The organism is Salipiger sp. PrR003 (assembly GCF_010500785.1).
Lineage (GTDB): Bacteria > Pseudomonadota > Alphaproteobacteria > Rhodobacterales > Rhodobacteraceae > Salipiger > Salipiger pacificus_A.
This window is the reverse complement of record NZ_JAAGOV010000098.1, coordinates 100,990-113,731: the sequence shown is the minus strand read 5'-3', so window position 1 is coordinate 113,731 and position 12,742 is coordinate 100,990. Positions and strand designations below refer to the sequence as shown.

Below are 12,742 nucleotides of genomic sequence, written 5' to 3'. Positions count from 1 at the left end.
GTTTGCAGGGGTTCCCGGCGCCGAAACAGACCGAGCCAAAGCGCCAAACCGAAGTCCACACCCTCTGACTTATCTTTACATAGTTCGAATTAGGTGTGGATATGCAGGAGGGTGCTGCAAACAGGACACTAAATGTGGTGAATTATTCGGTCATATTTCCGAACGCCGCGACGTCGCTCAGGGCTGCGTATCCCGCGGATACTGCAATGTGACGCTGATGCGGCGGTTTTCCGGGGCCATCGGGTGCTCCGGGTCCAGTGGAACCGTGTCGGCAAGGCCGGAAATACGGGTGATCCGGGTCGGGTTCACCCCGGTATCAACCAGCACGCGCCGCGTGGCATTGGCGCGGTCGGCCGAAAGCTCCCAGTTGGAATAGGTTCCCGCCCGCGCGTAGGGCACCGAGTCCGTGTGCCCGGAAATCGAGATCTCGTTCGGCAGGTCGACGATGGCCTCGGCAACGATGCGCAGCAGGTCGCGCGTCCGCTCCTCGATCCGGGCACTGCCGGTCGCGAACATCGAGGTACTGTTCTTGTCGACGATCTGGATCTCGAGCCCGTCCGCAGTGCGTTCGAACAGCAGGTTGTCAATCATGGCCTCGAGCTTGGGATCCTCGGTGACGCGGTCGGTGATCGACTGCTCGAGACGGGTCTGCGTCTCCTGCCACTCCTGCTCGGCGCGTTCGAGTTGCTCTGCCTCGGCCTCGGAATCCGCGGCGGCCTGCGCCGCGGCGATGCCATCGGCGACCCCGTTCTCGCCTGTGTTGATCGTCTGGCTGTCCTGCGTGCCGTCGGGACGCGAGTCGAATTCCACGACGACCCGAGAGTCCGGGTCGCGCAGGCGGCTGTCGAAAACCGCCAGCGGGTTCTCTTGGCCGAAGCTCGGCAGTTGCACAGGGCTCTGCGGGCCGTCGGTGCCGCTCATTACGCCATCCTGGCCCAGCACCGTGCCGTCGAGCAACCCATCCCCGCGCCCGCCGGACTCGGAGAGCGAGGGGGTGAAATAGTCGGCAAGTCCGCGCAGTTTTTCCTCGTCGGAGGCGGCAAGGATCCAGAGCAGCAGGAAGAAGGCCATCATCGCCGTCATGAAGTCGGCATAGGCGACTTTCCAAGCGCCGCCGTGATGCCCGTGACCGCCGGTCTCCTCGATCCTCTTGATGATGACCGACTGCTCGTTCCTGCCTGCCATGCTCTGCCTTTACTCTTGCCCCGCCATCACCGTGCGGTCGTATTTTCCGAGGCCTGCCTCCTTGGCGTGGGCCGCTTTCTTGCGCGAGTAGCTCGGCGCTACCAACGGGAAGTCCTCGGGAAGACCGAAAGCCGCGCGGTACTGCGCTTCGGTCATCCCGTGCTCGGCACCGAGGTGGCGCTTGAGCATCTTGAAGCCGCGACCGCAGCACAGGCAGTAGACCTTTTCCTCGGTCACCGCCTGGGCCACCGGCAGCGCGGGCCGCATCCCGCCGTGTCCCTGCGCGGCGCCGTGCGCCGGCTCGGCCATCGTGGCAGAGGCGGGCATGTCCTGCACCTCACCCGTCAACCGCCTGTACAGATTCACGATCTCATCCGGGGTCACGTCCGGTCTAGACGCGTAGGCCGCCACGATCCGGGCCACCATATCCTGCGATTCGTCATGTCCACTCATAATCTCATCCTGCCGATCGTCGTTCTGCTTTCGCATCGAAGGGACCAAACGCACTTCTGTCCGTTCTTGCTTGTCCTTGAACAAGCGCGCCCGTCGACGGGGATTGCACTTTTACTTTACATAGATTCTTGCCGCTGCGGCAATTTAACCTTCCCACTCCATGTTTCGAGCGGCTTCCCGCCGGTCGAGGTAGGATTGCGAAACCAGCGGCGCGTCTTTCGGCAGGCGCCACTTCCTGCGGTATTCCTCGGGCGTCATCCCCAGAACCTCGCGCAGATGCCTGCGCAGAAGGGGCTTTTGCATCCCGGTTTCGCGGCATGTCAGCATCGAGTATGAGTCGCCCCGCGGTGACGACACATTTGCCCGGCTCCACCTTAAAATCCGCAAAAGGAACCCTCGCAACTCTTTACCCATTCCCTTGTCTCTACTTAGTGTTCTTACTCGCTCTTGGTAGAGCAGATAGGATTAGAAGGTTAATCCATGTTGAATGCCGCGAGTTTTCGTCCAGTCATGGGAAAAAATCCGACAAAACCTTGTCCGACGAGAGCGAAATGACAAATCGTGCCTCATTTGCCGTGGTTGTCGAGCGCGACACGGCGCAGCGCACCGCTTGGTCGCAGCTGCTCGAGCGCAGCGGACTGCGCCGCGTGCTGCGCCGCGCCCGCCCCGCCGAGGCCCGCGAGCTGGTGACCCCGGGCGCGCCGCTGACCGCCATGCTCGTGGGTCTGACCGCCCATCTGCCGCGGGATGATGACATGCTCGGGCTGATCGCCGAGGCGCGGCGGCTGGTCCCCGATGCGGTGATCCTCGCCATCGATCACGGCAACCGCCCGCGCGGCGCCGCCGAGATCTTCGCCGCCGGAGCCGATGACGCGCTGCGGGCCGACCATGATCCCTCGGAGCTGCGCGCACGGCTTTCGGTCAGACTGCGGGGCGCCTCGCTTGCCGGGCAACGCGCGGCGAGGCTGGTACAGCTCGGACTGACCCCGCTGGAAGAGCGCATTCTCGCTTTCCTGAATGTGCGGCGCGGCCAGATCGTCAGCCGGTCCGCGCTCGCCGCAGAGGTGGCCGGAGCCGAATGGAGCTACGGCGACCGGCGCTTCGATGTGCATGTCGGAAGGATCAGGAAGAAGCTGGAAGAGAGCTACGGCACCGCGCTGCGGGTCCGCACGATCCGGGCGCAGGGTTACGTGCTCGAAGGCGACGCCCCGCTCTAGTTGTCGAAGGCCATCTCGAGCACCGATGTCTCGAAGTTCGCCGGCATCTCCACCGCCCTCATCATCGTGCCGGTCATCAGCCCCGCGCCGGTGAGCACCGCCAGCGCCACCCGCAGCGGCGAGAAGACGCGGCGGGTGCGGCGCGGCTTGGCCGCGACCGGGGGCACCGCCGCCGCCGGCACCGCAGGTTCGGCGGACTGCGTCGCCGGGCCTGGCGCCACAAAGACCCCATGTCCGGTCACCGTTACCTCGGCCACGCGGGGCGATGCGGCAAACCGCTGGCGCAGGGCGGCGGGAAAGCGGCTCTCGGGGATATCAATGACCAGAGGCGCGCCGGCGACCCAACCTTGCACCGCCTTACGCGGCAGCACGAAGCGCGAAAAATCGTCGCGGAAACCGACCTCCTCGATCAGCACGGCGCGGGTCTGGATGGTCACCAACCCGGGGCAGAGGGTCACCCGGACACCGCGGTGACCGAGGCTGACCTCCGCCTCCACGAACTGGCACTCGCTGCCTGAAACCACCTCGGCGGGCAGGTAGCCCTCGGGCATCTCGGGCTTGGGCTTGCGGCGCGCCACTGGTCGCGGCGCAAGCTCGGCGAGGTGCAGCCGGGGGCGCCAACGGAAGGGCTCGGGGCCGCGCAGCGCCGCGCTGACCTTCTCGGCCAAGGGGTCGGTGACCGGCGCGGGGGCCGGCGCCGGACGCGCCTTGCGCTCCTGCTCGAAGCGGTAGTTGATCAGGTAGTCCTCGGCCATCTCCGGCAGGTCATCCTCGCCGGCCACCAGCTTCAGAAGCTTCTGCTCGTCCGAGAAGAGCACCCTACGCGTCGGGTAGCCCTCGACCGGAGGCACGACGGCGAACCCGCCCTTGCCGCAGTCCAGCACCGCCGCGGCCTTGCGCAGCACCGAGCGTCCCTCGTCAAGGTGATGCAGCACCATTTCGCAGGTGCCCGCGTCGTCGAGGCAGAGCACAAGGCCGATCTCGTCGGGCCATTCGGCGAAGACCGTCAGAAGCTCACCGGCCTCGAAAAAATATGCGAGCTTTTCGGCGTTCATGATCAGTGGCCTCGAACAGTTCTTCAACTTCGGAATCTATTCTTGTTTATACTTGAAAGAAAGTCAAATTTACATATGCTCATCATGACAGCCGGCGCATCCCGGCAAAAGAGCCAAGCAGAGATTTCCCCATGACGCTGATCCTCGGTCTCGCCCTTGTCTTCGGCCTGGTCTTCGGAGGTTTCATCCTCTCCGGTGGCAAGATGGACATCGTGCTGCACGCCCTGCCCTTCGAGGGCATGATGATCGGCGGCGCCTCGATCGGGGCCTTCGTCATCGCCAACAGCTTCACGGTCATCAAGAGCGCGGGCAAGGGCGTGATCAAGGTCGTGCGGGGCCCGCGCTGGAAAACCAAGGATTACGCCGACCTGCTCAACCTGATGTTCGAGCTGTCGCGCATATACAAATCCCGCGGCATCCTCGCCCTCGACAGCCACATCGAGTCCCCGAAAGAGAGCGACATCTTCGCGCGCTACCCGCGCATCGCGTCGGACCATTTCGCCATCGACCTGATCCGCGACAGCTTCCGCATGCTGTCGATGCAGTTCGACGACAAGTACCAGACCGAGGATGTGATCAACCGCAAGATCAAGAAGCACCACCATGAGGCCATGGCCTCGGCGCACGCGATCCAGACCATGGCCGACGGCCTGCCCGCGATCGGCATCGTCGCGGCGGTTCTGGGGGTGATCAAGACCATGTCCTCTATCGACCAACCGCCCGAGATCCTCGGCGGGATGATCGGTGGCGCGCTGGTCGGCACCTTCCTCGGCGTGTTCCTCGCGTACTGCATGGTGCAGCCGATCTCCGGCCGCCTGGCCCAGATCGAGGAAGAGGACGCGGCCTTCTACCACATCATCCGCGACATCTTCGTGGCCATGGTCTCCGACCACCCGCCGAGCATCTGCGTCGAGATCGGCCGCGGCAATATTCCGACCCGGATGCAGCCCGACTTCTACGAGGTCGAGGCCGCGCAAAAGGAACTGCCCGCGGCATGAGCCTTCTGCGCACCATTCCCCTGCTGCTCTTCGCCGGCATGGCCTCGGCAGAAAGCGCACCAACGCCGCAGGAGGATTTGGCGACGCTGGGTTATATCTCCGCCGCACGGCCGGGCAAGTTCCACGCCATGCCGCCCTCGGGGAACGGCTTTCCCGAGCCCATCCTAGCCCGGATGCGGATGGCGCTCGGCGGCGAGCGGCCGATGCCCTCGGCGCCGAATCCCGACAGCCCCGCCGCGGCGACCGATGGCCACTGACGCCACCCGGCGCCGCCTGCGCGCGCTACAGGTGATGGAGCGCCTCAAGTCGCTCGAGACCGAGCGGCAAGCGGCGGAGACCGGCGCGATCCGCGCCCGCATGGACAGGCTCGAAAACGACAAAACGGCGCTGCTGGAGCGGCTCTCCGGCGAGTCGCGGATCGACGGGCTCGAGGGCGCCCCCTACCTTGGGCGTTTCATCCGCTCGATCCGCGCCGAGGTCGACCGCATCTCAAACGACGCCGCCAAGCTGGCACCCGAGCTTGCCCGCTCCGAGGAGAAGCTGCGCGCCGCGCTGGCCGAGCAGAAGACCTACGAGATCCTCCGCCTCAAGCGCCTCGCCGAAGAGCGCGAGGCGCGTGTCAAGCGCGAGGCAGACGCGCAGGACGAGCTCTCGCTGCAGCGCTGGAACCGCACCGGCTGACCCGCCGCCCCCGACCCGCACGCCTGCACCGATACCGGGCAGCCGCGCCACACTTGCAGCACCGGTTCACGCGCCGGTAGATCCAGAATTGCTTTTATCACGCACCTGTGGAAGGCTTTTCGCAGGGTTTCCCGGCTTCGTTTCTCGCCGCGAAATCAGCATTTTCGAGACTGCGTTTGAATGAGTGCCGTTCCGGGGCCGCGCGAGGGATCCACGAAGGATCAAGGCGCGGCGCGTTGCCGGGACCGTAATTTCCCAAGGAACAGCCACCTCCGATACGAGGATATTTGCCATGACTGTCCGCCTTTCATTTCGCCCGACGTTGCTTGCCGCCCTGCTGACCTCTGCCAGCCTGCCCCTTGCCGCCCATGCGCAGAACAGCGGGCCGCAACTCAGCTTCGGGCTGACCACCTTCGCGGATGTCCCAACCAGCGGCGACACCGATGACGACGCGCTTTACAACTGGCGGGTCGACATCAAGCTCAACTACGCGGAGATCTGGTCCGGAGGTTCGATCAGCGGGCACTTCGAATACAACGACGGCGACGGCTACGTCGGCCTCGGCGAAGGCGGCCTGGTCTGGCCGACCAACACTTTCGCGACGCTGCCCTCCGTCACCTCGGACAATGAGACCACGCTGTCGCTGACCCTCACGCAGCAGTTCAACAACACCACCAGCGTCAGCTTCGGCAAGTTCAACGTGATTGATCTGGCCGAGGCGGTGCCGCTTCTGGGCGGACAGGGCCAGGGTGGATTCCAGTACCTCGGCATCGGCGCCCCCGGCAACTTCGTGCTCCCGCCCTACATTTTCGGCGGCGTGCTGACGGTGAACTATGCGCCGATGATCTATACGCTGATGATCTATGATGCGAACAACGCACAAGGCGAGGACTTCTGGGACGATCTCTTCGACGACGGCGTGGTCTACAATGGCACCGCCACCTACACGACCCAGATCAACGGCATGCCCGGCTTTTACAGCTTCAACATTGCCCATTCGACCAAGAAGGGCACCGACTACGAATCCTTGTTGCTTTCGCCCAGCGATGACGCCTTCGCGGGCACCAAGGACGGGGTCAATTACACCGGCGTCAGCTTCCAGCAATACCTCTGGAGCGATCCCCAGAACCCGATGGTCGGCTGGGGCGTCTTCGGCCAGATCGGCTACGGCGATGGCAACCCCAACCCGCTCGACGAGATGTTCCTGTTGGGCGTCGGGGGCAACTCGCCGCTCTACGGGCGGCAGGGGGACCGCTGGGGCATAGCCTGGAGCAAGTACAACTGGTCCGACAAGCTGGGTGACGCGCTGGGGGCCTACGGGGTCAACCTGCAGGACGAGTCGGCGGTCGAGGCCTTCTACGAGGCCGCGCTCACCGAGAACTGGCGCCTCGGCGGCAATATCATGTGGGTCAAGCCGAGCTTCGAAAGCTACGACGACTACACCCAAGTCGGATTCCGCATCCGCGCGACCTTCTGACCCTTCGGGCCTGTCCCCGCGGGGACAGGCTTCGGCCCCGCCTCAGACGAAGCTGAAGTTGCGCGCCGCGCTCACGTCGGAGATGCGCAGATCGCCTTGCAGCAGCAAGCTTCCCTGCGCGCCGAAGCGGATGGTGATGCCCGCCTCGCTGGCCGCGAAGCTAAGGTCCGACAGATCGTCGATCCCCGGCAGGTCGACCTCGATCACGTCCTTCCCGGGGGTGAAATCGGTGATCACGTCGCCGCCGGTGAGGTCGCCCTCCTCCAGCACGAAAACGTCCCGCCCAGCCCAGCCGGTCAGCGTGTCCGCCCCCGGCCCGCCCGAGAGCCTGTCATTGCCCACCATCCCGTTGAGCACGTCATGCTCTTCGTTGCCGGTCAGTATGTCGTCGCCCTCGCTGCCGACCAGCGTGTCGCTTCCCTGGTTGCCGGAAATGAGATCGTTGCCGTCCCCACCCTTGAGGTAATCACCCCCGCCCCAGCCGAGCAGACGGTCATCCCCAGCGCCGCCATTGGCGCTGTCATCCCCCTTGCCGCCGACCAGCCTGTCGTCGCCCGCCAGTCCCTCGAGCGTATCGTCGCCGTCACCCCCCTCCAGCGTGTCGCCTGTCGTGCTGCCCGTGATCCGCTCGCCCGTGTCGCCGACGGTGTCCGGCTCCGCCGCATCGATGCCCGAGGTGTCGAAGGTGATCTCGATGACCTCGAAGGGATCGAGGGTGATCGGCACCTTGGTCCCGGTGACTGCGATATCCGTCAGCTTGGCCCGCACGTCGTTCTCGTTGATGTAGTAGCGCTGGCCGTTGACCAGTAGGCTGTCGGCCTCCTGGAAGCCTTCGCCCGGCACGTAGTGCACCCCGTCGCTGGAGTTGGCCGAGACATCCGCGCCAATCTTCACCGCCGAGGCAGAGGCGTATTCGGGCACCAGCGTCGAGAGATCGAGCTCCAGCTCGAGGCTGTCGGTGGCGCGCGAGGCGACGTAGACGACGGTGCTGTCCTCGGACTGCCAGGCGTGGAAGGTGAAGCTGCCATCCTCGATGGAAAGGTCAGTCTCGAGCAGTTCCAGTCCCGGCAAGCTGGAGCTCATCAGATCGAATGTCGCGCCGTTGATCGTGTTCAGCACCCGCCCCTCGGCGTCGGTAAGGACGTTCTCGTGCTGCTTTCCGGCAAGGTCGGTGGGCGTGTTGTGCTGCACCGGCCAGACATGCGCCGCGTCGACGCCGAGCCCGTTCATGTTGGAGGTCATCTCGACCATGACCGAGGCAGAGCGCAGACCGGTCTCCGTGGTGTCCGAGGTGCGCACATTCCACTCGGTGACGTAGAGATCGAGCTCCTTGTCAAAGGCGTCGTCCCAAACCGCGTAGTCGCGGTTGATGAAGTTCATCTCGCCGCTGGTGCCCTCGAACTCGGTCACCCGCTTGTCGTAGTAGTAATGCTCGACCACCCCGTCGAGGGCCTCGCGCGCCTCGCTGCCAAGTTGGCCGATGATGGTGCGGTTGGCATCCTGCACGCGCTGCAAATAGGGGCGATCATCGATCGAGACGTGATATTCCGACCCCGCGAAGGGCGAGGCCATCTGCACGAGGATCGCCGCCTGATCCTCCGGCTCGAAGCCGGCCTCCTCCATGCCACGCGCCAGCGCCACGGCGGCGACATCGGCCTTGGCCCCATAGGCGGTCTCGCCCATGCTCCAGTATTCATTGCCGATCTCGAAGGCTTCGACCACGTCCGAATGGTCGCGCATCACCGTCTCGGCAAAGCGGGCTATGTCCCCGTCGAGCGCCTCGTAGTCAGTCACGCTGTAGTTCTTGGTTGGCAGCACCAGCGTTACCTTGGCGCCACTCTCGCGCGCCCAATCCAGCATATCAGTCACTTCGTGCCGGAGCGCCCATGCCCCGTCCACCCGCTCCATCTGCAGGATATTGAGGAACCCCGCGCCATCCTCCTCGAGATCGCCGCTGTCGCCCTGCCCGGCAGGGAAGCGCAGATGGGTGATGTCGAGCGCATCCGCCGCAGCGCCGAAATTGTCGAAAGGCAGCCCGTCCTCGGTGTTGACGCTGAACACGAGGTTGCCGCCGAAATAGGCCCCCTCCAGCACCTGTCCGGTACCCATCGCCGCGGTGACCGAGACTTGCGTTCCGTCGAAGGCGGGCGGGGCGGCCGCGAACGGCGTCACGGCAGCGAGGTTGCCCAGCCAGCCGCGCGGGTCGCCGAGTTCGGCCGCGTCCACGCCGTCGATCACCGCGAGCACCCGGCCCTCGAAGACCAGCGCCGTGCCGCTGCCATCCTCGGCTTCCGCGACCGTCAGGCTGCCATAGGCCGCCCCTGCCGAAAGCCGCGTGCCGTCCGGCTGCACCAGGGTGATGAGTTCCGGAGCACCGTCGTTGCCCCGCAGGTCATAGGTGTGCAGCGTCATCGGAACGAAGGCCCCCTCCCCCTGCGGCACCACGATCTCGTAGCTGTCCTTTCCCGCCGCGCCCGCAAGATGATCGCCCGCGTCGCCGCGCAGCGTGTCGTCCCCGGCGTTGCCAACCAGCGTGTCGCCCACCGTCTCGGCCCCCTCCTCGTCGACGCCGTTGACGAAATCGTCGCCGGACTGGCCGTCGAGATAGTCGCCTCCGCCAAGACCCACCAGCGTATCCGCTCCGCTCCCGCCGAAGAGCTCGTCGCGCCCCTCGCTGCCGGTAAGCGCGTCGTCGCCGTCGAAAAAGCCGGTGAGCGCGGGCGAGAAGTTCCCGATCCAGACGGTCTCGTAGAAAAGCTCCTCGGCGGTGTGGCCCTCGATCACCGCCACCACCTCGCCGTTCATGTAGTTCCCCGCGCCGCTGCCGTCGGGCATGTCGCCGATGCCTGCCGCGAGCGTGCCGTCGAAAAAGGCGCCGCGCGGGAGGATCTCGCCCTCCGGCGTCACAAAGACCACGCGGTCGGGCACGTCCTGCTCGGTGAAGCGGGTGAAGTCGAGATCGGTGATGGTAACCGGCGCGGCGCCCTCCTGCCCCACCGGCACGACGAGATATCCGCATTTGCGCCGCCGGTCATCCTGTCGCCGTCATTGCCCCAGAGGACGTCGTTCCCCGCGCCGCCCTCCAGCACATCCGGCGCCCCGAGCGCCTCGTCTACGAAAAGTAGGATGTCGTTCCCCGCCCCACCCTGCGCGCTGTCCGCCCCCTGCGTGCCGACGAGCTGGTCATTTCCCTCCCCGCCGATAAGCAGGTCGTCCCCGGCACCTCCGTCCAGAGTGTCATTGCCCGGGCCGCCGGAAAGCGCGTCACTCCCTGCACTGCCGATCAGCGTCGCGCCATTGAGGTCCGCTGTCTCATCGGCATCTTCGGCGGCCCTGTCCTCCGGGGCATCCTCCTCGCCCGAGGACGACGTGCCGCCCGCCACGCTCCACAGGATACCGCCGATAAGAAGGGAGAAGAGGTAAAGCGTGGGCATGAAAACAACCGGAACCAGAATGCGAGGGCACGGCCCACGGTGCAGGCGCCGAACCACAACAACTCCGCGCAGTCTAGGACATATTCCCGCCGCAATTTAGCAATTTTTGGAAACTTCGCGTTTCCAGACTCCGGGCAATGCACGCAGGCCACACGAATTCCGCATGCAGGAACGGGCGCCGCCAGAGGGGCGCCCGTTCCCGACCGAAAGAGACGGCGGTCAGATCAGATGCCGCGGGATGGTCTCGGACCAGTCCTTCGCGAAGACTTCCTCGCCATTGAGCGTGACCGACATCCGGGCCTTCAGGAAGAAACTCTCCGTATCGCTGGTCATCTCGCTGTCGAGCACCGAAACGGTCTGCCATCCCTCACGGCCCATCTCGTAGACTTGGTGCAGCTTGTAGCGCGCCGAGGTCGGATCGTCGGGATGGATGGTCAGCTCGCGCCGCAAACTGTGCGAGAGCACCGTGCCGATCTCGTCGAAGCGCAGCACCCCCTCGCCGAAAAGCCCGCCCTCGCCGTTGGTCACATAGGTGACCTCGCCGGTTAGGTAGTCGGTCGTGACACGGCGCTCGAGCTTGGCGGGCCGGATCATGGTCATCGGGCAGGCCGGACCATGCGCCGGGGGCTCGAAGCCCGGATGAACGTCGCCGCCGCGACGCTGCGGCACGTGCAGCAGGCTGCGCGCGGTGTCGATGGTCAGCGTGGCCGCCTCGGGCGCGGGCCAGATGATCGGCCAGTAGGCGGTGCCCACCGAGACGCGCAGCTTGTGACCCGCGGCAAACCGGTGGCCGCAGGCCGAGAGCTTGACCTTCACGGTCTCGAAGTGTCCCGGCACCAGCGCCTCAGGGGTCTCGTGGCCGTTCCGATGGGTGAGGTTCAGCACCTGGTAGCTCACCCGGGTGACCTTGCCATCGGGCGCGACGTCGCCGAGCCGCACCACCAGTTGCGCCACCGGCTTGTCCGAGGCGAGGTGCAGGTCGAGCTCGGGCACGCCGAGGATTTCAAGATCGGAGCCGAATACCCCGGTTTCGAAGACCAGCGCGCCGCCGTCCTCGATGCGCTGATCGGCAGGCATCTCGCCCGGGCAGCCGACGCCCATCCATTCGCCCGCGGCAATGCCATGGCTCTGGGGCGAACGGATCGGCAGCAGAGCGCCCTCTTCCGGCGCATCGGCGAGCGCGCCGCCGGGGGTCAAGTGCATCTGCCGCATAGGCTCGGCCAGCGGCCAGTCGGAGCCAACCCAGCGGCCCGGCTGGTCGGGGCGCGAGGTCTCGGGCGCAATGGGATCGTTGATGTAAGCGCGCAGCTTGGGCTCCTGCATCACGCCGGTATCCTTGCCCTTCAGCCACTGGTCCCACCAGCGTGTCGCCTCTTGCAGGAAACCGATCGCCGGGCCCGGCACGCCGTCCTGCGGGTAGACGTGCCCCCAAGGGCCGATGATGCCGCGCGTGGGAACCTGCAGGTTTTCCAGCAAGCGCGGCACCGAGTTCGTGTAGCTATCGGCCCAAGCTCCGACGACCATCACCGGGCACTGGATTGCCGAATATTCCTCCTGCACCGAACCGTGCTTCCAGTATGCGTCATAGCTCTGATGCTCGGCCCAGAGAGCCGGGAAGAAGGGCAGCGTTTCCAGTCTCTTCTGCCAGTCCTCGCGCCAGCTTTCGCCGACCACCTCAGGATCGAGCGGACGGGCCTGGTAGCCCATCATGATCGAACCCCACCAGAGGTTGTCGTTCAGCAGGCAGCCATTCATGAAGTGAATGTCGTCCTTGAACCGGTCGTCGGTGGAGTAGCAGGTGATGATCGCCTTCAGCGCCGGGGGACGGCGCGCGGCGACCTGCAGCGAGTTGAACCCCGACCAGCTCTTGCCCATCATCCCGACATTGCCGTCGCACCAGTCCTGCGCCGCGATCCAGGCGATGACCTCGCAGGCGTCGTCCTGTTCCAGCTCGAGGTACTCGTCGGCCATGTGGCCCTCGGACTCGCCGGTGCCGCGGATGTCGACGCGCACGGCGGCATAGCCGTGTTCCGCGAAATAGCCGTGCATCGGCTCGTCGCGGCCGCGGGTGCCGTCGCGCTTGCGGTAGGGAATGTACTCCAGAACCGCCGGGACCGCGTGGCTGCGGGCGCCCTCGGGCAGGAAGAGCCGGGCGCTGAGCCGCGTGCCATCCGGCATCGGGATCCAGACGTGTTCGATGAATTCGGTGGCCATGATGACTTCCGTTTATCGTGTGTATTCA

At 65.5% G+C, this 12,742-nt stretch carries 12 protein-coding genes; 5 read left to right on the top strand and 7 right to left on the bottom strand.

The features are described from left to right. Positions 1-177 precede the first annotated feature (177 nt). From G0D83_RS32675 to G0D83_RS32380, 3 genes are all read right to left on the bottom strand, one after another. Positions 178-1,185, bottom strand: coding sequence for a flagellar motor protein MotB (locus G0D83_RS32675; protein ID WP_164197890.1), 1,008 nt, complete (start codon positions 1,183-1,185; stop codon positions 178-180). 9 nt (positions 1,186-1,194) lie between these two features. Continuing rightward, a complete protein-coding gene (locus tag G0D83_RS28720) occupies positions 1,195-1,638 on the bottom strand; it encodes a MucR family transcriptional regulator (RefSeq protein ID WP_108970417.1) in 444 nt (147 codons plus the stop codon). A gap of 144 nt (positions 1,639-1,782) precedes the next feature. Next, the gene (locus tag G0D83_RS32380) at positions 1,783-1,965 is read right to left on the bottom strand and encodes a MucR family transcriptional regulator (protein ID WP_255455680.1); all 183 of its coding nucleotides are present in this window, start codon (positions 1,963-1,965) and stop codon (positions 1,783-1,785) included. A gap of 224 nt (positions 1,966-2,189) precedes the next feature. Here G0D83_RS32380 and G0D83_RS28710 point away from each other — a divergent pair, with 224 nt between their 5' ends. Then, positions 2,190-2,855 (top strand): response regulator transcription factor, encoded by a 666-nt coding sequence (locus G0D83_RS28710; protein WP_164197889.1) that lies wholly within the window; start codon positions 2,190-2,192, stop codon positions 2,853-2,855. Here G0D83_RS28710 and G0D83_RS28705 read toward each other — a convergent pair. Next, positions 2,852-3,910 carry a hypothetical protein gene (locus G0D83_RS28705; protein ID WP_164197888.1) on the bottom strand — a complete coding sequence of 353 codons (1,059 nt, stop codon included), beginning with the start codon at positions 3,908-3,910 and terminating at the stop codon, positions 2,852-2,854. The genes G0D83_RS28710 and G0D83_RS28705 overlap by 4 nt on opposite strands. A gap of 131 nt (positions 3,911-4,041) precedes the next feature. Here G0D83_RS28705 and motA point away from each other — a divergent pair, with 131 nt between their 5' ends. The 4 genes from motA to G0D83_RS28685 all read left to right on the top strand — a co-directional run bounded on the left by motA (position 4,042) and on the right by G0D83_RS28685 (position 7,066). Continuing rightward, positions 4,042-4,908, top strand: coding sequence for a flagellar motor stator protein MotA (motA, locus tag G0D83_RS28700; RefSeq protein WP_108970252.1), 867 nt, complete (start codon positions 4,042-4,044; stop codon positions 4,906-4,908). Next, positions 4,905-5,165, top strand: a complete 261-nt coding sequence (locus G0D83_RS28695; RefSeq protein ID WP_164197887.1) for a hypothetical protein — start codon at positions 4,905-4,907, stop codon at positions 5,163-5,165. Before motA ends, G0D83_RS28695 begins: the two co-directional genes overlap by 4 nt. Beyond that, positions 5,155-5,589 carry a flagellar FliJ family protein gene (locus tag G0D83_RS28690; protein WP_164197886.1) on the top strand — a complete coding sequence of 145 codons (435 nt, stop codon included), beginning with the start codon at positions 5,155-5,157 and terminating at the stop codon, positions 5,587-5,589. The genes G0D83_RS28695 and G0D83_RS28690 overlap by 11 nt, the downstream gene beginning before the upstream one ends. Positions 5,590-5,881: 292 nt before the next feature. Then, positions 5,882-7,066 (top strand): carbohydrate porin, encoded by a 1,185-nt coding sequence (locus tag G0D83_RS28685; RefSeq protein ID WP_164197885.1) that lies wholly within the window; start codon positions 5,882-5,884, stop codon positions 7,064-7,066. 42 nt (positions 7,067-7,108) lie between these two features. On the opposite strand, the gene G0D83_RS28680 is transcribed toward G0D83_RS28685, so the two are convergent. The 3 genes from G0D83_RS28680 to G0D83_RS28670 all read right to left on the bottom strand — a co-directional run bounded on the left by G0D83_RS28680 (position 7,109) and on the right by G0D83_RS28670 (position 12,714). Further along, complete coding sequence (locus tag G0D83_RS28680) at positions 7,109-10,069, bottom strand: calcium-binding protein (protein ID WP_370457340.1); 2,961 nt, start codon at positions 10,067-10,069, stop codon at positions 7,109-7,111. After that, positions 9,970-10,500, bottom strand: a complete 531-nt coding sequence (locus G0D83_RS28675) for a calcium-binding protein (RefSeq protein WP_164197884.1) — start codon at positions 10,498-10,500, stop codon at positions 9,970-9,972. Before G0D83_RS28675 ends, G0D83_RS28680 begins: the two co-directional genes overlap by 100 nt. 219 nt (positions 10,501-10,719) lie before the next feature. Then, complete coding sequence (locus tag G0D83_RS28670) at positions 10,720-12,714, bottom strand: CocE/NonD family hydrolase (protein WP_164197883.1); 1,995 nt, start codon at positions 12,712-12,714, stop codon at positions 10,720-10,722. Positions 12,715-12,742 lie beyond the last annotated feature (28 nt).

Coding starts and splice junctions, on each gene's coding strand:
- G0D83_RS28685 (WP_164197885.1), top strand. CDS start 5,882: ATGACTGTCCGCCTTTCATTTCGCCCGACGTTGCTTGCCGCCCTGCTG.
- G0D83_RS28710 (WP_164197889.1), top strand. CDS start 2,190: ATGACAAATCGTGCCTCATTTGCCGTGGTTGTCGAGCGCGACACGGCG.
- G0D83_RS32380 (WP_255455680.1), bottom strand. CDS start 1,965: ATGCTGACATGCCGCGAAACCGGGATGCAAAAGCCCCTTCTGCGCAGG.
- G0D83_RS28670 (WP_164197883.1), bottom strand. CDS start 12,714: ATGGCCACCGAATTCATCGAACACGTCTGGATCCCGATGCCGGATGGC.
- G0D83_RS28675 (WP_164197884.1), bottom strand. CDS start 10,500: ATGCCCACGCTTTACCTCTTCTCCCTTCTTATCGGCGGTATCCTGTGG.
- G0D83_RS28720 (WP_108970417.1), bottom strand. CDS start 1,638: ATGAGTGGACATGACGAATCGCAGGATATGGTGGCCCGGATCGTGGCG.
- G0D83_RS28690 (WP_164197886.1), top strand. CDS start 5,155: ATGGCCACTGACGCCACCCGGCGCCGCCTGCGCGCGCTACAGGTGATG.
- G0D83_RS28695 (WP_164197887.1), top strand. CDS start 4,905: ATGAGCCTTCTGCGCACCATTCCCCTGCTGCTCTTCGCCGGCATGGCC.
- G0D83_RS32675 (WP_164197890.1), bottom strand. CDS start 1,185: ATGGCAGGCAGGAACGAGCAGTCGGTCATCATCAAGAGGATCGAGGAG.
- motA (WP_108970252.1), top strand. CDS start 4,042: ATGACGCTGATCCTCGGTCTCGCCCTTGTCTTCGGCCTGGTCTTCGGA.
- G0D83_RS28705 (WP_164197888.1), bottom strand. CDS start 3,910: ATGAACGCCGAAAAGCTCGCATATTTTTTCGAGGCCGGTGAGCTTCTG.